22 protein-coding genes, 1 pseudogene and 1 riboswitch are annotated in these 22,743 nt (G+C 39.3%); of the genes and pseudogenes, 16 read left to right on the top strand and 7 right to left on the bottom strand.

Features of this window, described 5'->3' with window-relative positions:
- Positions 1-150 precede the first annotated feature (150 nt).
- The 4 genes from hprK to J2Z23_RS05355 all read left to right on the top strand — a co-directional run bounded on the left by hprK (position 151) and on the right by J2Z23_RS05355 (position 4,108).
- Entirely contained in the window at positions 151-1,083 is a 933-nt protein-coding gene (gene hprK, locus J2Z23_RS05370) for an HPr(Ser) kinase/phosphatase (protein WP_064468888.1), read from the top strand.
- A 750-nt stretch (positions 1,084-1,833) separates the two neighbouring features.
- Positions 1,834-2,346, top strand: a complete 513-nt coding sequence (ectA, locus tag J2Z23_RS05365; protein ID WP_057981807.1) for a diaminobutyrate acetyltransferase — start codon at positions 1,834-1,836, stop codon at positions 2,344-2,346.
- Between the two features lie 71 nt (positions 2,347-2,417).
- A complete protein-coding gene (gene ectB, locus J2Z23_RS05360) occupies positions 2,418-3,698 on the top strand; it encodes a diaminobutyrate--2-oxoglutarate transaminase (protein WP_057981808.1) in 1,281 nt (426 codons plus the stop codon).
- A gap of 14 nt (positions 3,699-3,712) precedes the next feature.
- Positions 3,713-4,108: an ectoine synthase gene (locus J2Z23_RS05355; protein WP_057981809.1), complete on the top strand. Its 396-nt coding sequence runs from the start codon at positions 3,713-3,715 to the stop codon at positions 4,106-4,108.
- A gap of 96 nt (positions 4,109-4,204) precedes the next feature.
- Here the strand turns inward: J2Z23_RS05355 and J2Z23_RS05350 are convergent, their stop codons facing one another.
- Positions 4,205-4,660: a YndM family protein gene (locus J2Z23_RS05350; RefSeq protein WP_057981810.1), complete on the bottom strand. Its 456-nt coding sequence runs from the start codon at positions 4,658-4,660 to the stop codon at positions 4,205-4,207.
- A gap of 110 nt (positions 4,661-4,770) precedes the next feature.
- Here J2Z23_RS05350 and J2Z23_RS05345 point away from each other — a divergent pair, with 110 nt between their 5' ends.
- The 5 genes from J2Z23_RS05345 (at position 4,771) to J2Z23_RS05325 (ending at position 10,747) form a co-directional block, all read left to right on the top strand.
- Positions 4,771-6,972 carry a metallophosphoesterase gene (locus J2Z23_RS05345; RefSeq protein ID WP_083492298.1) on the top strand — a complete coding sequence of 734 codons (2,202 nt, stop codon included), beginning with the start codon at positions 4,771-4,773 and terminating at the stop codon, positions 6,970-6,972.
- A 344-nt stretch (positions 6,973-7,316) separates the two neighbouring features.
- Positions 7,317-8,570 (top strand): M20/M25/M40 family metallo-hydrolase, encoded by a 1,254-nt coding sequence (locus J2Z23_RS05340; RefSeq protein ID WP_057981812.1) that lies wholly within the window; start codon positions 7,317-7,319, stop codon positions 8,568-8,570.
- A gap of 138 nt (positions 8,571-8,708) precedes the next feature.
- Entirely contained in the window at positions 8,709-9,497 is a 789-nt protein-coding gene (locus J2Z23_RS05335) for a DUF3100 domain-containing protein (protein ID WP_057981813.1), read from the top strand.
- A complete protein-coding gene (locus tag J2Z23_RS05330) occupies positions 9,497-9,982 on the top strand; it encodes a hypothetical protein (RefSeq protein ID WP_057981814.1) in 486 nt (161 codons plus the stop codon). Before J2Z23_RS05335 ends, J2Z23_RS05330 begins: the two co-directional genes overlap by 1 nt.
- 231 nt (positions 9,983-10,213) lie before the next feature.
- Complete coding sequence (locus J2Z23_RS05325; RefSeq protein WP_057981815.1) at positions 10,214-10,747, top strand: nitroreductase family protein; 534 nt, start codon at positions 10,214-10,216, stop codon at positions 10,745-10,747.
- An 82-nt stretch (positions 10,748-10,829) separates the two neighbouring features.
- Here the strand turns inward: J2Z23_RS05325 and J2Z23_RS05320 are convergent, their stop codons facing one another.
- From J2Z23_RS05320 to J2Z23_RS05300, 5 genes are all read right to left on the bottom strand, one after another.
- On the bottom strand, positions 10,830-11,903 hold the full coding sequence (locus tag J2Z23_RS05320) for an iron-containing alcohol dehydrogenase family protein (protein ID WP_057981816.1): 1,074 nt from the start codon (positions 11,901-11,903) through the stop codon (positions 10,830-10,832).
- Between the two features lie 71 nt (positions 11,904-11,974).
- Positions 11,975-12,781 carry a MetQ/NlpA family ABC transporter substrate-binding protein gene (locus J2Z23_RS05315; protein ID WP_057981817.1) on the bottom strand — a complete coding sequence of 269 codons (807 nt, stop codon included), beginning with the start codon at positions 12,779-12,781 and terminating at the stop codon, positions 11,975-11,977.
- Positions 12,782-12,799: 18 nt separating this feature from the next.
- Entirely contained in the window at positions 12,800-13,468 is a 669-nt protein-coding gene (locus J2Z23_RS05310; protein WP_057981818.1) for a methionine ABC transporter permease, read from the bottom strand.
- Positions 13,461-14,471, bottom strand: coding sequence for a methionine ABC transporter ATP-binding protein (locus J2Z23_RS05305; RefSeq protein ID WP_057981878.1), 1,011 nt, complete (start codon positions 14,469-14,471; stop codon positions 13,461-13,463). Before J2Z23_RS05305 ends, J2Z23_RS05310 begins: the two co-directional genes overlap by 8 nt.
- A gap of 269 nt (positions 14,472-14,740) precedes the next feature.
- A riboswitch (SAM riboswitch) is annotated at positions 14,741-14,848 on the bottom strand.
- A 57-nt stretch (positions 14,849-14,905) separates the two neighbouring features.
- Positions 14,906-15,706, bottom strand: coding sequence for a carbon-nitrogen family hydrolase (locus J2Z23_RS05300; RefSeq protein ID WP_057981819.1), 801 nt, complete (start codon positions 15,704-15,706; stop codon positions 14,906-14,908).
- Between the two features lie 279 nt (positions 15,707-15,985).
- On the opposite strand from J2Z23_RS05300, the gene J2Z23_RS05295 reads away from it, so the two are divergent.
- The 7 genes and pseudogenes from J2Z23_RS05295 (at position 15,986) to J2Z23_RS05265 (ending at position 20,782) form a co-directional block, all read left to right on the top strand.
- Complete coding sequence (locus J2Z23_RS05295; RefSeq protein ID WP_057981820.1) at positions 15,986-17,149, top strand: pyridoxal phosphate-dependent aminotransferase; 1,164 nt, start codon at positions 15,986-15,988, stop codon at positions 17,147-17,149.
- Positions 17,150-17,416: 267 nt separating this feature from the next.
- Positions 17,417-17,713: pseudogene (locus J2Z23_RS05290) on the top strand (transposase); the annotation flags it as partial.
- A gap of 135 nt (positions 17,714-17,848) precedes the next feature.
- A complete protein-coding gene (gene sigY, locus J2Z23_RS05285) occupies positions 17,849-18,379 on the top strand; it encodes an RNA polymerase sigma factor SigY (RefSeq protein ID WP_057981823.1) in 531 nt (176 codons plus the stop codon).
- Entirely contained in the window at positions 18,380-18,715 is a 336-nt protein-coding gene (locus J2Z23_RS05280; RefSeq protein ID WP_057981824.1) for a YxlC family protein, read from the top strand.
- Between the two features lie 200 nt (positions 18,716-18,915).
- On the top strand, positions 18,916-19,104 hold the full coding sequence (locus J2Z23_RS05275) for a PLD nuclease N-terminal domain-containing protein (protein ID WP_057981826.1): 189 nt from the start codon (positions 18,916-18,918) through the stop codon (positions 19,102-19,104).
- 14 nt (positions 19,105-19,118) lie between these two features.
- On the top strand, positions 19,119-20,006 hold the full coding sequence (locus J2Z23_RS05270) for an ABC transporter ATP-binding protein (protein ID WP_057981827.1): 888 nt from the start codon (positions 19,119-19,121) through the stop codon (positions 20,004-20,006).
- Entirely contained in the window at positions 20,003-20,782 is a 780-nt protein-coding gene (locus J2Z23_RS05265) for an ABC transporter permease subunit (RefSeq protein ID WP_057981828.1), read from the top strand. The genes J2Z23_RS05270 and J2Z23_RS05265 overlap by 4 nt, the downstream gene beginning before the upstream one ends.
- A gap of 353 nt (positions 20,783-21,135) precedes the next feature.
- On the opposite strand, the gene J2Z23_RS05260 is transcribed toward J2Z23_RS05265, so the two are convergent.
- Entirely contained in the window at positions 21,136-22,305 is a 1,170-nt protein-coding gene (locus J2Z23_RS05260; RefSeq protein ID WP_057981829.1) for an MFS transporter, read from the bottom strand.
- Positions 22,306-22,743 lie beyond the last annotated feature (438 nt).

Here is a 22,743-nt window from a genome sequence, read left to right as displayed (position 1 = left end):
ATCGATCTGATCCTTATACATACGACCAACATCCTGTTATTCCAATTGACACAGCATAGTCACATTATATAGAGCGGTTTCATGTTATTATGGGTAATAATATTCAACCTCATGTAGGGGGAAGTAAAGGGACGGAGAGTGTCATTTAAGGTGGAATCAATAGCGGTTGAACAATTGGTTCAAAAATTTTCGTTAGAAGTTTTAGCGGGATCGAGTCATTTGCGGCGGCCTGTTACAAAGTCGAAAACACATTGTCCAGGCTTGGAGTTTATCGGGTTTTTTGACTTTTTCCCGATGGAGCAAGTGCAAATTTTAAGTGAGAAAGAAGTAACCTATTTACACAGCTTGACACAAGAGGAAAGAAAGTTACGGATTGGGAATGTAGTGAAATATCATCCTCCTTGTTTTATTGTGACAGATCAATTGGGAGGTTTAAAATATTTAAAGCGCTTTTGTGACCAAGAAAGCATTCCTTTGTTACGTACCTCTGAGACTGCATCAGAGTTCGTTGCCAAGATTGATAGCTTTTTAACGAAAACGCTAGCAGAAGAAATTGCGATTCATGGTGTTTGTCTCAATGTTTCGGGAATGGGGATTTTACTGCGCGGTAAATCCGGAGTTGGAAAAAGTGAAACGGCTCATACGTTGATTGGAAGAGGACATCGTTTAATTGCTGATGATATTGTGGTGCTGAAAAAGCTAAGCCCGCAGACTTTACTAGGTACCCATAATGAAACGAATCGAGAATTTTTAGCGTTACGTAGTATTGGTTTATTGAATGTTGTTCGTTTATATGGTAGAAGAGCCTTCCAAGAGGAAACGAGAATTTCCTTAGATATAGAATTAACAAAGTGGAACGGCAGTGCTTTAAATAACGAGCTTGAGGTTGATCATAAGTTTAAGGAATATATGGGCGTCCGTGTTCCGCACGTAGAAATCCAATTACAACCTGGGCGAGATGTCGCAGGTTTAATCGAGGCTGCTGCAAATAATTGGTATTTAATGCAGCAAGGTTACAGTGCAGCAGAGGAATTTATTCAAAGAATTGACCCAGAAATCCACAATTCAAGAATCAAATCATAATGATTTTATTAGGGCTTCCTTTGTGAATGAAAGGGAAGTCCTTTTTCGGTGAAAAAGGGGCGGAGCTACGTTATGGGAAGTCTGTCTATTCCTCACATAATCAGCGAAAATGCTGAAATGTCCACCACAGTCATGAAACTAAGTGGCTTCGCTCACACCGCCTTATTTACAAGGGAACCTGCTTCATACTTTTCCATGTTTGGGCTGAAAGCATTTTCTCATGGATAATTTTTTTGAGGAAGTTGAAAAGGCCCGCTACTTCAGCTACTGACAGTATCTCGCAGTTTCAGTTCTACTTATTTTAAACAGGGAGAAGTTCCATCTCACCTAGATAGTTTAGTTTGTTTATATAAAGTAAAACATAATAACTCACTTGTTAGGTGAATTCTGACAATTGGAGGAGATACGAGGGAATAAGAGGATTTAGCAATGTCTCGTGAATAACCTCTCCTCACGCTTGTTGATCCGCACTGAGCTATGGTAACCGCTTTATATGGCGGTTGAGACCTTTCTTCTTTATCGTTATGATTAAACATGTTCTTACTAAAACCATCAAGAGAGAAATCTCAAAGTTAAGGATGGAAAAATATAAAGCGATATCCCTTTTAACATAAGGTGATGGGAGCTGAACAATTTTTAAATTTATGTTCATTCTTCTGCTATATATAGGGAGAATTCCTCTAGGGTAATGTTTTCTCCTTAGCCAAAGAAAAAGGGAAGTTGTTCAGAAGGGAGGAAAAACATAAAAGTATGACCATACCACAAACAGAATTGGATAAAAGTGCCACAATTTTCTTCCGAAAACCCCAAAAGGAAGACGGTTCTGAAATCTGGAAACTTATAAAGGATACCAAAATATTGGACCTTAATTCCGCTTATACTTATCTCTTACTGTGTGACATTTTTCCGGATACTTGTGTAGTCGCTGTCCAAAATCAGCGAATCATCGGCTTCGTGTCCGCTTTCCGATCTCCTCAGTCTGTTGATACTCTTTTTGTTTGGCAGATTGCTGTTGATGCGTCTATTCGTGGAAAAGGATTGGGTAAAAAACTCTTGCAAGAGTTGTTAGGTCGAAAAGCATGTGAAAACATTCACTATTTGCAGACGACAATAGCTCCATCCAATTATGCTTCACAGTCATTATTTAAAGGCTTAGCTCGAGATTTAAATTGTTCTGTTCAGGTTACAAATTATTTCTCAGCGGATCTCTTTCCGGAACCCGGACATGAAGCTGAGCAACAATATCAGATTGGTCCATTTTAAGTAAAGTAGTAGAACAGTGCGTCTCTAAAACCAATTAAACAAATAGGAAAAATATGAAAGGTTGTGTGCCAATGTCAACTATTAAAGAATTGGATTCAACATTAAAGGTATTTGAGGAATTAGAATCTGAAGTGCGCAGTTATATTCGGAGTTTCCCTGTTACGTTTGAGAAGTCGAAAGGTCATTCCTTATGGGATCAGGATGGGAAGGAGTACATTGACTTTTTTGCAGGAGCTGGGGCGTTGAATTACGGTCATAATCCACCATTGTTAAAGGAACAACTCTTACGTTATATTGCGGAAGATGGGATTAGCCATAGCTTAGATATGGGAACAAAAGCAAAAGCCAACTTTTTAACTAAATTTCATGAAGTGATTCTTGAGCCACGCAATCTTAACTATAAAGTGATGTTTCCAGGACCTACTGGTACTAATACGGTAGAAAGTGCTTTGAAGCTAGCAAGGAAAGTAACTGGGCGGGACTCCATTATTAGTTTTACGAATGCCTTTCACGGTATGACTCTAGGATCTTTATCCATTACTGGAAACTCCTTTAAACGACATGGAGCAGGGGTTCCCTTGCAAAATAGTGTTTCAATGCCCTTTGACAAATTTTTAGGAACAAATGTAGATACACTCGATTATTTAGAGCGCTTTCTAGAGGATAATGGAAGTGGTGTAGCGCTTCCTGCTGGGATTATCGTTGAAACTGTCCAAGGGGAAGGCGGAATTAATGTTGCAGAAGAAGCATGGTTAAAACGATTGGCGGATATTTGTAATCGCTGGGAAATTCTGTTGATTATTGATGATGTGCAGGCTGGTTGTGGGAGAACAGGAACATTTTTCAGTTTTGAGCCGGCTGGGATTGAGCCAGATATTGTTTGTATGTCTAAGTCCATTAGTGGATATGGGATACCCATGGCGATCACTTTATTAAAGCCAGAGTACGATGTATGGGATCCAGGTGAACATAATGGCACATTTCGTGGTCATAACCTCGCTTTTATTACAGCAACAGAGGCATTGGAATATTGGAAGGATGATAACCTCAGTGGGGAAGTGGAGGAAAAAGGCCTAAAAGTAGGAGAATTCTTAGATCAACTAGTAAGAGAATATCCGCAATTACAAGGGGAAACTCGTGGACGCGGATTAATGCGTGGGATTGCTTGCAAGGAAGAGGGTTTAGCAGAAAAAATTTGTGAACAAGCCTTTGAAAGAGGGCTAATCATGGAAACGGCCGGACCAGATAGTGAGGTTTTTAAAATTATGCCTCCCCTGACAATTACACATAATGCATTAGATACAGGGTTAGCGATCATTGAAGATAGTATTAAAATGTGTATACAAAAATAGGAGGAATAAGGAATATGATAGTTAAATCTTTAGAGAGCATTAAAAATACGGAAGATCATATTGATGATGTAAATTGGGAAAGTAGACGATTTTTATTAAAAAAAGATGGAATGGGCTTTTCTCTTCATGACACAATTATCCGTGCTGGCACAGAATCAACTTTTTGGTATAAATATCATCAGGAAGCTGTTTATTGTATAGAAGGTGAAGGGGAAATAGAAGATGTAACAAACGGAAAAACATATCAAATTACAGCGGGAACAATGTATGCGCTGGATGGTCATGAAAAACATAATTTACGGGCAAAAACTGATATGAGAATGGTATGTGTCTTTAATCCGCCTTGCTCGGGGAGAGAAACACATGATGAAGAAGGAGCTTATCCGCAACCAGAAGAAATAAACGCCTAAATCATTGAGGCTGGGATAAAAATGTTTTCACCTAAGGTTTTGTATTGTTCGTCCTTAGAGTTAAACCTTTTAGTTATGGTCCCAGCCTCCATCATGTTATTGCCTTTTTTCACTATCGCGGTCATCTTCATCTAAGTCATTAAGCTCTTCCGCGGCCTCTGTTTGATATTGCATAGTTCTTGGAGAAAAATCTTTATCCGTTTCATCATTCCCCATTACTTCAGTAGCCATTAGTTTATGGAAAAAGTATTCAAAGATGGTAATGCCTACAGCTGCTATGAGAGACATCATGAATAAATTGTCACCAGTGGTGAGGGCCATACTCATGATCCATATGACAAACAAGGATAGACCGAAATCAGCTGCAGTTGCAATACTGTTATTTGTTCTACGCAAAATGAACAAATCCCCAATAAGATAAGATACTACTCCCAGTGTTAAGGTAATGAGAAACACATTGCCGAAAGACATTCCATATAACATCCCTAAAATCATATATAGGAGGGCTAGGCTAGCCAAAAATTTAATGGTAATCGCCTTTAAATGGTCCATATTCTCAACTCCTTTGGCATTATTTTTACTTAGATATCTATTTTTATTCGTGTTGTTCATAAGTTGGCTCTTGAAATATTATTCCAGTTTGAAAAATAACAATAAAGAATATGTTAAAATTTGAACTAATCTTAGTAGTTGTATTTTCTGGAAAATACTGTAATGATTTAATTTTTGTGCTAAATCTTTTTGTAAAATGGAGTGAGATACAGTTGGATGAAAAGGAAAAAATACTGGATGACTTCGAACATAGAGATCAATCCCGTTATTTAACGAACCATCAATTTGTCTCGAGCTATGATCTATCCTTAAGTAAGGAACAGGCTAAATTTGGCCAATTTAGTTTAAAGCTTTTTTACCATTTCGGTGGTTGGAAATCAGGAAATGGAGCAATGTATATTCGTTTTAAAGAGGACTTTATCACGGAAAGAATGCCGGAAAAATTAGGATTATGGGTGTATGGGGATGGACATTCGCCGTGGTTACGTGCGACATTGCTAGATGGGCATGGAGAGCGAAAATGGGTAAACCTAACGAGTGGAAATATAAATTGGCGAGGCTGGAAATACATTGATACACCTATTGATCCAAACTGGGTCTTACCTTTACGACTTGAACAAATCTATGCAGTAGAGCAAAACAAAGAACTCCAAGGTAATCGGGATTATACAGGTTGTTTTTATTTGGATCATCTTCGTTTCGTTTATGAAGATTTAGAAGATCTTAGTGGACCTGAATTTCGCAATATTCAACCGGTAACACCCGTGATTTACAGAAACCATTTTATTTTTTCAACGAAAGTAGTCGATATGCAAACAGGAGTAGACCCACACTCAATTAAAGTAAAAGTGAATAATAAACAGGTAGATTTTACATATGATTCGGAAAATCAAGAAATTACATATTCCTTCCAAAGGTTAAAGGCAGGTTATTATCATGTTTATGCAGAAGCAAGGGACCATGCTGGGAACCTCTCTATTCCCTGTGTAAATCAAACCTATCGGATTGATTTGAGTCCTGACCTAGATCCTCCCCTTCTTTCACAGATTACGCCAGTAGAAACGGTAGTGGAAAGAACACAAACGCCACGGATTACTTTTCACTTAAGTGATCAAAAGTCGGGGGTGGACCCAGGTACTATTGAAGTCTTACTAAATGAAGAGGGATTAGAAGTTTACTTTGATGCGGACACTGGCTGGGGTTATGCGTTGCCTATACGGAAATTGGAAAATGGTACACATATACTGGAAATAACTGCAAAGGATTATGCGGGTAATCAAATAGCGCAACTAAGAAAGTTTCAGATTCAAGCCTTGCCTGAACCTATAGGGAAACAGGAAATTCTGATTATCCCTGACACTCATTCTTTTGACTGTGGAATGAGAGCTTTTCAGTTAAGTGCGAGAAGAAAACCTGATTTTATTATCCAAATGGGCGATATGGTAGATCAGGCATTGCAAGCGGAATATGAGAAATTACCGATCATTTTTTCAAACATGGGGAGGAAGATTCCTATTTTCATGACTCCCGGTAACCATGAAGCATTCCAAGGTGATTTAAATTTGTATAGGGGAATGTTCGGTTCTCCAACGTATCATTTTGTGAATGGAGAAACTATGTTTGTATTTTTAAATTCGGCTATTGACCAAAGCATCACAGCTTCGGATTCAACACAATTTCATTACTTACAAAGGATATTGGCCGAACAGCAAAATAAGAATGTAGTCATTATAACCCATGTTCCAACAAGAGATGATTTCGGAACTGCTCATCAGATGGAGCAAAAAGATGCTAGGGAATTGGAGCGAATTTTAAAATGTTATAAGGAGAAGCACCCATCTGTTGCTATTAAGGTTCTATTTGGACATCTTCATGTTCTGCGGCAATGGGAACTAGCTGGAATAGATTATATTATTACAGGGAACAGCGCAGCAAAGGGGTATGTTGGACCTGAAAAGGGCAATATTCTAGGACAAGGACTTCTCATAATTCATCAGGATGCAACAATGGAATATCAATTTATTCCTTATAGACAATCTATCTATTTGATTCATGAAAGAGTGAAAAATGGAAGATTGCATTTGCGTGTTGGGGAAAAGGTAAGACCGCAATTGATGTTGTCGCCTGAAGGAACAGGGACGAATTTAGGGAAGTACTCAGCTATTCCCAAAAAATGGATTTCAGATCATGGTGAGATAGCAGAGGTTGACTTATATGGTCAAATAGAAGCTAGATCGGTTGGTATAACAAATATACGAGTGCAAATAATGGATCAACAGGTAATACTTCATTTGGAAGTGAGCCACAACTAACTTCTAATGATGCTGAAGTAGTGTGTGGAAATATGAATTGATAAGTGATCAAGCAAAGGGAATATAGAGATGCTTGCAGGGGAAAAAAGAAATTATTGATCGTTGAAAAGGCTGAGGGTCTAAGTTAGCGATGAAATCCTAGAGGAGCAAGTGGACTGAAAATCTATCGCAAGATAATTTTTGTTTATCTTCTTTAGATAAAATAACTTAATCGAACATTGTAAAGGTAAAATATTGAGTTAATGTGAAAAAACTTAATTAAAGGCGAATGATATCTCGTGTTTTTATTTATTTATTCGTGTTTTTGGTGTATGATGAAGGAGTCTTTTAAGGAGGTCATCTAGATGTTTAATACACAGTATGATGAAATTAAGAAAATAGCAGAAAAAATATTCAATAACCCTGAATTAGGTTATAAAGAATTCAAGACAAAGGGAACAATCGTGAACTTTTTGAAAAACGTTAATCCTGATTTACAATTGAATGAATTCAGTACAACGGGTTTTCGCACAAGTCTAGGGGGCGGAAAGAAGCTGAAAATTGCGTTTATAGCTGAATTGGATGCCGTCTATGCGCCGACCCATCGAAACGCGGATCCAGAAACAGGGGCTGCTCACAACTGTGGTCATTATACACAAGTAGCGATTGCATTAGCTCTTTATAAGTATCTATATCAGTCAAAAGTCTATGAAACTTTTGATTATGAACTTGTGTTTATTTTTGTGCCGGCGGAAGAATATTTGGACCTTCGGTATCGGGATGAGCTTTTGAAAAATGGAACTATAGCTTATTATGGCGGGAAACCGGAAGCGATGCGACTCGGTGTGTTTGATGATATTGATTGCGCGGTTTGTGTTCATGCTATTGGTGGAGAATTTGATAAGAGAACAATTGATATTAATACTGCATTAGCTGGTTTCCTTTATAAATATTATGAGTTTAAAGGAAAGGCGACCCATGCTGGCTTTGACCCTTTCTCTTCCAAAAACGCCTATAGCATGTCCACCCTTTTTAATGTTGCGGTTGGCTTGGCAAGGCAGCAAATGAATGAACGAGAAATGGTTCGAATTAATCCGATTGTCATGGATTCTGATATGTCGACAAACGTCATCCCTAATCGAATGGTTGTTGGAACCGATTTGCGGGCTCAGTCTGTTGAATATATCAAGGAAGCAGCTGTCAAGCTAGATGATGCGGCAAAGGGCAGTGCTATGGCTCTCCAAGGGGAAGTTAATATTCAAACACAGATGGGGTACCTTCCTTTTAAACAATACCGTTATCTCTCTGAGTTTGTTAGAGAAGCATTTGAGAAGAATGAAAAGATAGATGTTCTTCTTGATAATAATGCTATTAGTGCAGGTGGAGATATTGGGGATCTATCCTTTATGATCCCTTGTATTCAAATTGGCCATAGCGGCTTTACGGGTACGATCCATGGAGACGATTTTATCGATATAGATCAAGAGTTTTTGTTTGAAATTTTCCCAGAATTTTTATCTCAAGTTTTTATCCATATGAGTGGAAAAGTAGACAAAAATCAGTTATATAAGCGCTCATTTACTGAATATGAAGCATTAATTAAAACAATTGTAGACTAACTGGGGATGTTCAAAAGGGAAGAATCAAAGGCTAAATTCGCAGCATTCTGTCGTGCAGGCCACGGTAAAAATGACACTGTGAATTTCTTGGTCCCTTTTATCTTTCTTTTGAACATTCATTAATAAGGGAGTGTCATCATGAAGAGAAATTTTCTATTATTACTGATTTTTGTATTGGTCGTGATTGCAATTTCAGAAGGAATTGGTTTCCAGTCGATCCCGATTGGAAAATTTAATATCGGTTTGCTGCCACTTGTTTTTGCTATTATTATTACCATGGTTTTGGGGATCCAAATTTTCAGAAAAGGCATTATAAAGAAAATTTATAGTAAAGAAAACGTGAATTTTGCTAGTAAGTATCTAATCTTTATTATGTTGCCTTTAATGGCCAGATATGGCGCAGATGTGGCCCCAAAATTAAAAGAAATTTTGAGTATCGGTTGGGTATTCTTAATTCAGGAAGTAGGAAATTTGGGAACCGTTGTTTTAGGTCTGCCGATTGCATTGTTAATTGGCTTAAGACGTGAAGCAATTGGGGCAACACTCGGAATTGGAAGAGAAGGGGAACTTGCTTATATTTCCGAAAAATATACGTTGGAATCACCTGAAGGTAGAGGAGTGCTTTCCCTATATATTATTGGAACGTTATTTGGCGCGATCTTCTTCAGCATCTTTGCTCCTGTTCTTTTAGATCTGGGCTTTCGGGTCGAAGCGCTCGCTATGGCGTCAGGGGTTGGTTCTGGAAGTATGATGACAGCTGCTTCTTCAACATTAGTAGCGCGTATGCCTGAATTAGGTGAGACGATTCGAGCCTATGCTTCTGCAAGCCAACTATTAACGAGTTTCCTAGGAACCTTCACAATGGTGTTTTTAGCAGCGCCACTGCAAAAGTTCATGTATGGGCTCTTCATCAGAGGTGAGAAATAATGGAAAAGTTATCAAATAAGTATGTAAAGTTTAGCCTTGTGCTATTGCTTAGTGTGGCATTAATTTTATTTACTCAAGAAATTAAATTACTGAAAGATCCAGAATCAACGCCGATCACGATGATGACAATTGCGGGATTGATTGTTCTTTGGGCTTTTTCCATGATTGGAATTTTAATTTCAGACCTGATGCAAAAGGTACCTGTAAAGGTAATTCGTGACTTCCCGATACTTGGTTGGGTTTCTATTGTTTCCTTAATTCTATGTTTGATTTCAGACTTTTTTGTACAAGCTATTGCCGCGGTCGATTTTCTATCTATCACCACGCCAATTTTAGCCTTTGCAGGTATTTCTGTGGCTGATCGTTTAGTTGATTTGAGGAAAACTTCTTGGAAAGTCGCGATAGTAGCTGTTTTTGTTTTTACAGGGACTTATGTAGGCAGTGCTCTCCTCGCCCAATTCGGTTTATACTTATCTGGAAAATAAATCAGTTGAAATTCTAAATAGCTTTGAAAAGAAATATAAAAAATAAATAGCTTTTTATAGGAAGAAATAGCTTTAAATATATCTAAGAAGATGGGGGTCAATAAAAATATGACTCCCATTTTTTGATTTTAACCCTTTGTTAAAGGATGAATCCTCTTGAAAATAAACCTAGTTATACGATAGGATAAAATGTATATAGAGACACTCTCTATTATAAGGGAGGATACTTTTATGTCTGTGTTGGATGTCATTCGTTCGCGTCGAGAGGCCACAAATTTTCAAGGCAAGCAAATTCCCCAAGAAATTTTAAAGGATATCATTGATTCTGCGTATTATGCGCCATCAGGCAATAATTTACTTTCGAGAGAATTTATCATTGTTGAAAGTCGAGAAATGTTAGACTATTTGGAGAAAACAACACCGTTTATGAAATGGATGGCCACCGCTCAAGTGGCCATTATTGTAACAGGAAGACCAGATGTAAGTAAATATTGGTTACAGGATGCTTCTATTGCTTCAGCTTTCATCTGGCTGGGAGCGACAGATCTTGGGATCGGAGTCGGCTTTGGAGCTGTCTATCATTCTGAAGATGAGAGGGAATCGGAGACACGTGAGTCCTATGTTAGGAATGCACTTCACATTCCGGAAGACAGAAGGATTGTGGCGATCTTGGGAATGGGGTTTCCGGAAGGAGAACCGAAAGAAAAAAAGCTGCTGAAGCGAGAAGAAACTATCTTTTTTGAAAAATTTGGTCAGGAGGATTAAATAGAACAAAACGCTTGAATGCATTCAAGCGTTTTGTTTGGTCTTTTAGTTTTCTTAGCCTAAAAGGTTCTGAATGTTTCTGTTATATAGATGATTCCAATGCAAGAATAGCGGAAGTAACTTCTTCTGCCGTTACTCCACCATCCTTCATAAGATGAATGGATTCATTCGTGCGTGTTGTTTGCTCGGCAATCTTCTTAATCCACTTATTAGCAATCTTCATATCTTGTAAGCTTTTTGGAAGACCTAATCGCTCATAAAAGGATATATAGCGCGCGACTTCATCACTCTTTCCTTCTAATGTAAGCTGAACAAGGATGCCATATGCCACTTTATCGCCATGGAGAATGGAATGAGCTTCAGGTACAACCGTGAGGCCATTATGGATAGAATGGGCACCAGCAATTCGTCCGTATTGATCCCCATAACCACCGACCATGCCACCAAGCATAATAATGGTTTCCACAATTCTTATAAAAGAATCATGGACTTGCTTTTCTTTGCTGGCTTTTATAGCTGCTTCCCCATGCGCAAACATTTCATCTGCACAAAGCTTCGCGGTGTCATGAGCAATTTTTACAGGCAGAGAGAGATGGGGGAGTTGACAAATCAAGACATCAGCTTCTACCCATTTAGCCAATGTATCACCGATTCCTGCAATTAACATAGAAACGGGTGCACTAATTAAAATTTGCGGTTCAACAAGTAAAAGATCCACACTTGATGGGTAAATATCATAATGGGTCATTTGCCCATCTTCAGTATAAATCACGCTTAATGGTGTCCAAGGAGCACAATTGGAGGCGAGTGTAGGAATTAGAATGGATTTTCTACCTAATTGATGACAAGCGCCCTTAACAACATCAAGCACTTTTCCGCCACCAACCCCGATTATGGCATCTGCTTGGAAGGCATGAGCAACATTGGCAAGACGATCCATTTCCTCAAGCGTACATTCCCCATTATAAGTAATCCGTCTACTCTCTACTGTATGAAATGAAGGAAATAAGCTTTCCGCCGCAATCCATGATTGAACTCCTGTAACAATGAGCACACGCTGAATATTCCGCAACAATAATTTTTCTTCTAATTCTTCTAAAACCCCAACCCTACAAACATATTCCGCTGGGGCACCCCGTACCACTAACTCAGCCATCGAGTTTCACTCCTTTTTGGGGGACAGTCCCCCACCACGTTAATGCTTTACCAAAGTGGGGGACAGTCCCCTTATTGCATCCATTCTGGTTTGCCGAAGCCTTGGAAGTCTTGGTCGATGGTTTTTTCGAATTCCGGTGATTGGACGACTTCTTTTAGGTCTTTGGCTAGTTGGGAATCTTCATTGTCGGCTTTGATGGCAACGACGTTACGATATTCATCAGGCATGTTTTCGAGTACGATGGCATCGAGTAGATCCATTTTCGCAGCAAGGGCAAAGTTTCCAGGTACTGTAACAAGATCAACACTTTCTACAGCACGTGGTAAGCTGCCAGCTTCAAGTGGTTTGAAGTCAAGATTTTTCTCGTTTTCTTTAATATCCTTTTCTGAAGCCTTTAAGTCTTCAACATTAGGGTCTACTTTAATCAAGCCATTTTCCTGTAGCATTAATAAAGCTCTAGCTGCGTTTGAAGGGTCGTTTGGAATAGCGACAGTTGCCCCGTCTTCAATTTCATCCAATGATTGGTACTTTTCTGAGTAAACTCCCATTGGCGCAGTTGGTACAATAATTAATGCGGTAAGATCCATATCATTTTCTTGCTCAAAGTTTTCTAGGTAAATAGTATGTTGGAACAAGTTAGCGTCTAGACTTCCTTCATTCAAAGCGATATTAGGCTGGATATAATCACTGAACTCTTTAATCTCTACCTTATATCCTTTATCTTCTAATAAAGGTTTAATAGCTTTATTTAGCATATCGCTATAAGGGCCGGCAGTCGCACCGAGAGTTATCGATTTTTCATCCTTTTTCTCGCCGCCACAAGCAGCCAAACCTATTACAAGTGCCAGAGTTAAAAGACTAAATAATAATTTTTTCATTTTCTATCTCTCCTTGAATTATCGTTTATCTATTACTTTTGCAATGAGATCGCCCGCTTGCTGAAGCAATTGGACAAGAATGACTAAAATCACTATGGTCGAAATCATAATCGTATTATCATAACGATAGTAGCCAAAGCGAACAGCAAGGTCACCTATACCACCGCCGCCAACCGTTCCCGCCATTGCGGAAAAGGCAATTAAGCTGATAATCGTTAATGTGATCCCTTGGATGATACTAGACTTGGCTTCTGGCAACAGGACTCCTTTAATAATCATCCATGGTGTTGCCCCAATCGCAATTGCTGCTTCAATCACACCCTTATCAATTTCACGTAAGGATGTTTCGACGATCCGCGCCAAGAAGGGGATTGCTGCAATGGATAAAGAAACACTGGCGGCAATAGGGCCGATGGTTTCTCCTACAATCAATCTTGTTAAAGGAATAAGCGCAACAATTAAAATTAAAAATGGAATGGAACGAACCAAATTAATTACGAAGCCTAGCACACCATTCAATAATCGATTTTCTAGGAAAAGTCCTCTATTCGTTATGAATAAGATAATACCTAACGGAATTCCAAATAAAATCGCAAAGGCAACGGAAATTCCAATCATTTGCAAGGTCTCACCGAAAGCTTTCCAAATGTCTGGTAACATCTCAATGAAATGTTGGAAATCAAACATGCTTGATCACCTCCACTTGTGCTCCGCGTTTTTCCATATAATCAATAGCCATCTGGATTCGTTCCGTTTCACCAGTTAGCTCCATTAAAAAGATACCTAAAGGTTGCTCCTGAATATATTCAATGGTGCCATGTAGGAAGTTCCCTTTTACTTGATATCGCTCAATTGTATCGGAAATGATACCTTCACCAGCAATCTTACCTTTAAATAGAACTTTTACCAGCTGTCCTGACACTTCATTTAAAATCGCCTCTGGGATAGTAAAGGAAACAATGCTACTAATAAATTCCTTCGTTAAAGGCTCCTGTGGATTAGAAAAGAGTTCATAAACCGTTCCCTCCTCGACAACACGGCCATCTTGCATGACAGCCATTCGGTCACAAATTTCTTTTACTACATCCATTTCGTGGGTAATCAACACGATCGTCAACCCTAACTCGCGATTAATCTTTTTTAATAAATGTAAAATGGAAAGGGTGGTTGTTGGATCAAGAGCAGAAGTAGCCTCATCACATAGTAAGACGGAAGGGTTATTGGCTAGTGCTCTAGCAATACCTACACGTTGTTTTTGCCCACCGCTTAGTTGGCTAGGATAAACATTCAGTTTGTCCGCGAGACCAACCATGTCCAATAATTCCTTTACCCTCGGTTTGATCTCATTTTTAGGTGTTTGAGCGGCTTTTAGAGCAAAGGCAATATTTTCGCCAACAGTTTTTTGACTGATTAAATGGAAGTGCTGAAAAATCATCCCGATTTTGAGGCGAGCTTGGCGAAGCTCTTTTGCATTAAGGGTAGTTAAATCGATTCCCTCAATGAAAACTTGCCCGCTCGTCGGCCGCTCTAACATATTAATACAGCGAAGTAAGGAGCTTTTTCCTGCCCCAGAATAACCGACGATTCCAAAGATTTCTCCTTTCTCAATCGTAAGAGAAACTTTGTCAACTCCTGTAACGGTACCAGATTTTGTTTTATATATTTTCGATACATTTTTAATATTTAACATGGCATTCACCTTTTCTTCAATCAAGTATATTCTGGGTGGAATGGCTCCTAAAAACAATGTTAGGGAATGATGATTTTCTAAAGAATCAGAAAGTAAATTTGGATTAATACTAGATCCAGCTGCCAAGACTAGCAAAATTCCGGTGTTCGACTTCTAAGTTAGCATTGACGATGCCTCACCATGTAATCTAGCCCCAGGCGCCTTACGTTTTTCTTATCAAAAACAAAAAAACTCTTTCCATTGAAAGAGTATCATTAATTAAAGGAAATGATTTATCTTTCAGAATGGATACATTCTGTAGGAGTTGGCACCTTCCTTGCTATGCAAGGGGTTGCCGGACGTCATAGGGCCCTTCCCTCAGTCTCTCTGGATAAATTCCATATGTAATTGGTAAAGTATGATAAAATCATACGCTAGATTTTATACTCTGTCAATTAATTTTTAGGACTAAGGATGGAGTTGTATAATTCTGTTCGTCGATCTTCATACACGGGGATTCGGGTTCTTATTTCATCTACAATCGAAAAATCAACATCAATCACCGCAAGTTCTTCATCCTCAGCACCAGTCCATAGGACATTTCCCCAAGGTTCAATAATCATCGAATGACCATTAAATTCATTATTTGGATCATGACCACGTCGATTTACAGCAATGACAAAACATTGATTTTCGATCGCTCGTGCTTGTAATAAAATTTTCCAATGATCCACGCGTTGTTTTGGCCATTGAGCAGGTACGAAAAGTACTTTGGCACCCGCTAGAGCATGGGCTCGTAGCCATTCCGGGAAGCGTATATCATAGCAAATTACGCCGCCTGCTTCGATATTATCTAAAGAAAATCGATTCATAGCATCTCCGGCTTGCAAATATAAATGTTCATCCATTAATTGGAAGAGATGAGCTTTATCATACTCACTTACTAACTCACCCTGATTGGAGTATATATACATTGTATTATAAAATTGCTCGTTTTTTTTCGTAGCAACCGATCCACCGATAATGTGAATCTTCAATTCCTTCGAAAGTTTGGAAAGGAGCTCTTTAGTCTTTTTTCCATCTTGATCCGCTAGTTCTTCGAGGTGAGGTAAATCAAAGCCTGTGTTCCAAGTCTCTGGCAAAACAACAAGCTCCGCACCTTTTGTCGCTGCTTCCCGAACCCATTTTTCCACTTGGGAGAAATTCTTTTCCGGATCAGAAAAGGCGATATCCAATTGAATGCATCCAATTTTCATTTTAAATCACTCCTCTAGACAAGTTGACTTAAAGATTATAAGATTTGGCTTAGAATTGCAACTATTTGAGAATGTTCAAAAAATCTGGTAGAAATGACTTATTGATATTTATAGTTGGCGAAGGTAGACCTTCCGTTAAGAATGATCAAAAGCCTGCAGGGGACGCGTTCTGTAATAGTTTTTATCTGAGTTTGCAATAGTAGAACAAGTTAATATTAGAACAATGTCACTTATATCCACTTTTTTGAATCCACAATATAATGTAAATGAGGTCAAACGATGAAACTTTCACGCAAAATGAGAACTCTTCCCGAACAGTTTTTTGCTGCACTTGTACAAAAGGTAGAAAAAGCTAAGGCGGAAGGGAGAGATATTATTAATTTAGGGCAAGGGAATCCGGATCAACCGACACCTCCTCATATTGTAAAGGCTCTACAAAAATCAGCAGAAGATCCAATAAATCATAAATATTCCCCTTTTAGAGGCTTAAAGGAATTAAAAACTGTAGCTGCAGACTTTTATAAGCGAGAATATAACGTAGATATTGATGCTGAAACAGAAGTGGCCATTCTCTTTGGAACTAAAATTGGTTTAGTGGAATTGCCATTAGCGCTTTTAGATCCAGGTGACCTAATGTTATTACCTGATCCTGGTTATCCAGATTATTTATCTGGGGTGAAATTAGCAGACGTTCAATTTGAAACGATGCCGTTAATTGAGAAAAATAAATATTTGCCTGACTATGCTGCACTTTCTGAACAAGCCAAAGAACGGGCAAAACTCCTGTATATCAATTATCCGAATAACCCAACAGGAGCTGTAGCAGATTTAACTTTCTTTGAAAAAACCGTAGCGTTTGCGAAGGAACACAACGTCGCTGTTTCTCACGATTTTGCTTATGGAGCAATAGGTTTTGATGGCAAAAAACCGATTAGTTTTCTGCAAGCCGAAGGGGCCAAGGATGTTGGCGTTGAAATGTATACTTTATCTAAGACATATAATATGGCAGGGTGGCGTGTTGGTTTTGCGGTTGGAAATGCGGATATCATTGAGGCGATCAATTTGATTCAGGATCATCTTTTTGTTAGTTTGTTCCCAGCTGTGCAGCATGCCGCCGCTGCAGCTTTATCGGGCTCGCAAGAATGTGTTGCGGAATTGGTCGCTTTGTATGAACAGCGTCGTAACGCTCTTACAGAAGAATGCCATCGTATTGGTTGGGACGTAACGGCACCACAAGGTTCTTTCTTTGCTTGGCTTCCCGTAGCTAATGGTTACACGAGTGAGGGATTTGCCGATTTATTATTGGAAAAAGCCGACGTAGCAGTCGCTCCGGGTAATGGTTTTGGCGAATTTGGTGAAGGGTATGTACGAGTCGGCTTGTTAGTTGAGGAAGAAAGGCTAAGAGAAGCTGTTCGTCGAATCGAGAAATTAAATTTATTCTAATGAAAAACTCTTTGCGTCAGCAAAGAGTTTCAGACTGTAGACAAACACCATGAATTTTGATGTTTGCCTACAGTTTTTTTCTTTTAAAATAGAGATAAAGCTAGAAAGGTCGATTTCCGCTGCGAGCGGACGCTTTCCGCGGGCACGGCTTCAGCCGCTTCCCTCGCTGCGCTCAGTCCAGGGTCTTCAGCTCGCGCTGTTCCCGCTAGAGTCGCCGCTCTCCGCTCCAATCAACGTGTTTCCTATTAACTGAATGAGGTGATGGATATGATGACGAAGAATCAAATTAATGAACGCGAACAGCTGGAAATGCTGACAATAGAGAAGTTGGTTCCTCTAGACCATCTGGTGCGCAAACTGGATGCGGCTATTGATTTCTCCTTTATCTAACCATTGGGAGACCCTGCATAGATCCTGTCGTACTGATCAAGATGACATCCATTCAGTATACGTTCGGCATCCGTTCCATGCGCCAGACAATCAAGGAACTTGAAACGAATGTGGCATATTCCTGGTTCCTTGGCTTTCATGCAGAGGTTCCTCACTTTTCCACGTTCGGAAACTCTTTGCGTCAGCAAAGAGTTTTTGTATCACGGTTAATAAATCCCAATCTGGTCAAAAAACTTTTTAAAAAAATGAACGTTTTAACAATCTGGAACGTCCAATCTATAGAACGGTCAAAAGGGGGATGGGCTTCTATTGAATGAGAGAGATGAAAAGCGATTGATACAAGCGGCAATAAAGGGGAGTGATGAGGCCTTCACTCAACTTTTCCAAACGCATTATCAATTTGTTTATAAATACCTAGTAAAAGTAAGTCTTGACCCCGATTTGGCAGAAGATTTGATGCAAGAGACAATGCTTAAGGCCTATATTCATTTCTCCAGTTTTAAAGGTGAATCGAAATTATCAACATGGTTCATTTCTATTGCGTCAAGATTATTTATTGACCATCAACGGAAGACAAAGCGAGACCGAAAAAGACAAGAAAAATTACAGGCTGAAGCGATCAGAAAAATGCGATGGAATGTAACGATAGATGGTTTTGAATGGACGGAATATATGGCGCAATTTGCAATGCTAGACCCAACGATCCGAACCCCGATTCTTTTACGACACTTTTATGGTTACACGTATAAAGAAATTGCTCAGATGCTTGGCTTAAAAGAAGGTACAGTTAAAACACGAGTTCATCATGGTATGAAGAAAATTCGGAAGGAGTGGTCGTGAATGAAAGATTCCCGAGAGCAAGAGTGGCTTTCTCGATTTAAACAAGATTTAGAAAAGCTAGAAAAGCCGTTTGAGGCAAAAGTTCCGGAGCAAGCACATATGATACAGGTTCTCCAGAATTTTAAAACAAGGCGCAAGCGCGCCTTTCGGCGAGAACTGATTGCTTTTCTCATCACGGCCTTATTCATACTCACTTCTTATAGCGTGCTGGCATTTAAACTTACCTCCATTTTTATTTGGATGCAAGGATTGCTTATTTGTGGGTTGCCGATCATGTTTATTGTGGAAAAAAAGCGACGCAAAAAGCGAGATGAGGTGTCTGATTATGAACTCTGAAAAGTTGCTTATTCTCTTGCTCGTTTCGCCGATTCTACTTACCCAAAGTATTTTGTTATTTATCGATGCCAAGAAAAAAGGATCCTACGCTTGGGTTTGGGGAATATTGGGACTTCTACAATTTCCATGCCCAACCATTTTTTATTATTTCTTTGTTATTCGACCATCTCGCAGAAAAGGAAAAAAGGAGGACTAGTAAAGTGAACATTTCTTGGGAAATACTTGCCCCAATCATTGGCTTGCAGCTTATTTTGATGACCGTAGCGCTTGTAAGTTGTGTCAAGGAAGAGGAAACCAATGGTCCAAAATGGTTATGGATCCTCATTATTGTTTGTATAAACTTAATTGGACCTGTCCTTTATTTTATTCTCGGTAGAAAAAGACAATAGGAGGGGAGAGCACATTGCTTACTGTTCATCAACTTAGAAAAAAGTATAAAAATCAAATGGCCATAGAGGGGTTGTCCTTTACCATTGCAAACAATCAATGTGTTGCACTTTTAGGACCAAATGGTTCAGGAAAAACAACAACTTTAAACATGTTAGCTGGACTTTTACGACCTACAGCAGGCACAATTCAATTTTTAGGGAAGCCTGAAATTAATCGCTTTGAGTTAGGATATTTGCCCCAATATCCGGCTTTTCCTCCATGGATGACGGCGACAGAGTATCTAGATTTTGCCGGGAAACTTTCTGGACTTTCGACAAACAAACGGAAACAAAATAGTGAGGAAATGCTAGCATTTGTTGGATTGGAAGAAGTAAAAAACAAGCGAATTGGCGGTTTTTCTGGAGGGATGAAACAACGGTTAGGATTAGCGCAGGCAATGGTCCATGAACCAAAGTTATTGATTTTAGATGAGCCTGTATCTGCTTTAGATCCTGAAGGCCGTCGCGATGTATTAAAGATTATGCAGGAATTAAAGAAAAGCATGGCAATTTTATTTTCAACCCATGTGCTTCATGATGCTGAACAAGTGTGTGATCAAATAGTGATGCTGAAAGATGGGCGCATGAAATGGACGGGTTCTTTAGTGGATTTAAGGAACATACAGCAGACAGATACCTTCGCTTTGGAAGTATCGGAAAACCTGACAAATTGGCTTCCGAGTAAAAGTTATCTCCAAAATATCCACTTTTTATCTCCTAATGCCGCAGAATTCACCTTTAACCATGATAAAGGTCGAGATCTTCTTTTAGCAGATTGTCTGAAGGATCAGTTTACTATTATCCGCTTTGAACAGAAAAGTTATTCATTAGAGGAGGCGTATATGGAGGTGGTCAATCAATGAATGTATTCCTAACATTAGTACAAAAAGATTGGATAGAAGCGTGGCGAGATAAAAAATGGATATGGCTTCCGGTGGTGATTAGCTTATTAGCGATCTCACAACCTATTAGTCAATATTATATGCCGCAAATTTTAGACATGGCCGGTAATCTTCCGGAGGGCACGGTGATTGAAATCCCTGTTCCTACTGGGGGAGAGGTGTTGGCAGGTACGCTCGGACAGTTAGGGATTATCGGGACAGCCATTTTTGTTTTGAGTGTAATGGGCAGTATCGCTCATGAGAGAAATAGTGGGGCTCTTTCACTTGTGATGGTTCGTCCTGTCCAAGCCTTTCAATATATCATAAGTAAATGGGTGTCTAATGCGATCATCCTCTTATTTTCTTTTGTAGTAGGCTATAGTCTCTCCTATTATTATACGAATTTACTGTTTGAGCGAGTCGAGATAAAGGCATTTTTAGGAAGTCTTTTTATTTATAGTCTATGGATTCTATTTGTTTTAACGATAACATTGCTGACTGGAACGCTTTTGAAAAATGTAGGAGGAATTGCTGGTGTAAGTGTGGTGGTATTGGCAGTTTTATCACTTGGTAGCTCTCTTTTCCCGAAATATATGGAATGGAGTCCCGCTAATGCTCAAAGTCAGGCGAGCGAGTATTTATTAACAGGAGGGATATGGGGGGATTCACTAACGCTGATGATTATCGCAAGCCTAATGTTACTGATCGGTTTATTTTTATTCACTGTCTATTCATTTAAACGCTATGAACGATATTAAAAAATGGAGATCGGGACAAAGGCGCTCTCACTAAAGAAAAAATAAACTGCTATGTGGATATAACTCGCCCCATAATATGCTTCATTTTTGAATGTAACCCCAAAAGTAGAGGACAAAGCCTAATTTTTGGGGTTACATTGTTTCTGTGGACGGCTGGTAAGCTTCAGACCAACACGATGTTGCGCTCTGAGCTCTTCCATCCTGAAACCTATTTCGCGATCTTACTCGACACCTTAACGCTGACCTTCCGCAGGAGTGAGGGGAGTGCATTGTTCGTCTTTAGTGAATATATTAGTTATGCCCCCAGCCACTTTATAGATAAATGGCTCCTGTAGAGTTCTAAGAAGACCTATTTACATTCCTAATGTCTTTTTGGAAATAGCCGTTTTATAAGCTTGATATAGAATTAATGCGATAACGGATAAAATCAATCCAGAGATATACGGTAACCCAGTCGCTGTTTTAAAGAGCCAACCACCTAATGGCGGCCCTATAATCCGGCCAATGGAATCGAAGGAAGATAATAATCCAGTCGTATTCCCATGCCCTGTTGTTGATGTTTTGGTTAGTAGGGCTGATACACTTGGGCGAATCACACCATTTCCAATTCCGAATATTGTTAAGTAAATGGCGGCTGTTGTAAAGCTATCAATTAGTAAGATGAGTCCGAAGCCAATTGCGGAGATGATAATTCCAAGTTGGATCACAGCTCCTTCGCCGTATTTCTTCGTTAATCTACCTACTAGGCCACCTTGAACGATTGCGCCAGCAAGCCCCATAATCATAAAGAGATACCCGAGTTGAACAGTTCCTAGACCTGCCTTTTTAGCAGCAAAATAAGCAAAAGTCGCTTCAAGACCAGCCATAGATAAAGAAACAAACAATTGTAGTATAAAGAGAATTGAAATGGGACCATTTAATGCTTTAAACATAGATTCTTTCTTTCCTGATTCCATTCCCCTCTTTTCAGCAGGAAGTGATTCCCGAAGGATGAATCCAACGAGGAAGAATGTAATCAAGGAGGAAACCCCAGAAAGTAAGAAAGGTGTACTTAAATTAGACTCTGAAAAAACTCCGCCAATAGCTGGTCCTAGAATAAAACCCAAACCAACCGAAGCTCCTACAACACCCATTCCCTTGCCACGATCTTCAGGAGAGGTAATATCTGCTACATAAGCTGTTACAGTAGGCATATTTGCTGATGATAATAGTCCACCAATAATTCTTGCAGCAAATAGCATCCAAAGTTTAGTGGCGAAGGCCATTAAAAAGAAGGAGATGGCTAGTCCGAAAATCCCAATCATCATAACTGGCTTGCGGCCGATACGATCGGAAATTTTCCCCCAAATCGGTGAAAATAATAACTGCATAAGAGAATAAACAGCCATTAATAAACCTAATTGTGTAGGGCTAGCTCCTAAATCTTCTGCGTAAAAAGGAAGGACAGGGATAATAATTCCAAATCCGACCATGACAAGAAACATAACAGCAAATAGAATGGGTAAAGCTCTTTTTGTTTCCATAAACTTGCTCACTCCAAATCATCATGAATGAATAGCTTGACGAGGATCTATAAAAGATGTTCATCACTAAAATTAATACATATTAAAAACTAGCTCAGGGTTGACTTTCTAGTTAACATGAAAGAATAAGACTCAAGCTCATTCACTCCCATATTAATCGTAAGTTCGATTACTTATCTAAGCGAGAAGAGGCTGGGACATAACTAAAATGCTAAGCCTGAGGAGGCTTGACACTCGGGAACGCAGGCTAAGTTCGCGCCGTCCTGGCGGCAGGCTCAAAGCGCAACTTCCTGTTGCTTCACCTACACTAGTACTTCCTGGTACGTCGCAACGCCTGCATGTGACTTTACCTAAGCGAAAACACTTTTGTCCCAGCCTCAATAAATCTTCATCTTCTCAGAAAGTTTGCGACTACTTACACAGTATTATGTAATTTCT

The organism is Lederbergia galactosidilytica, from assembly GCF_017873565.1.
Lineage (GTDB): Bacteria > Bacillota > Bacilli > Bacillales > Bacillaceae_C > Lederbergia > Lederbergia galactosidilytica.
Note: the sequence above shows the minus strand (reverse complement) of the source record. Positions and strands in the feature narration are given on the sequence as shown.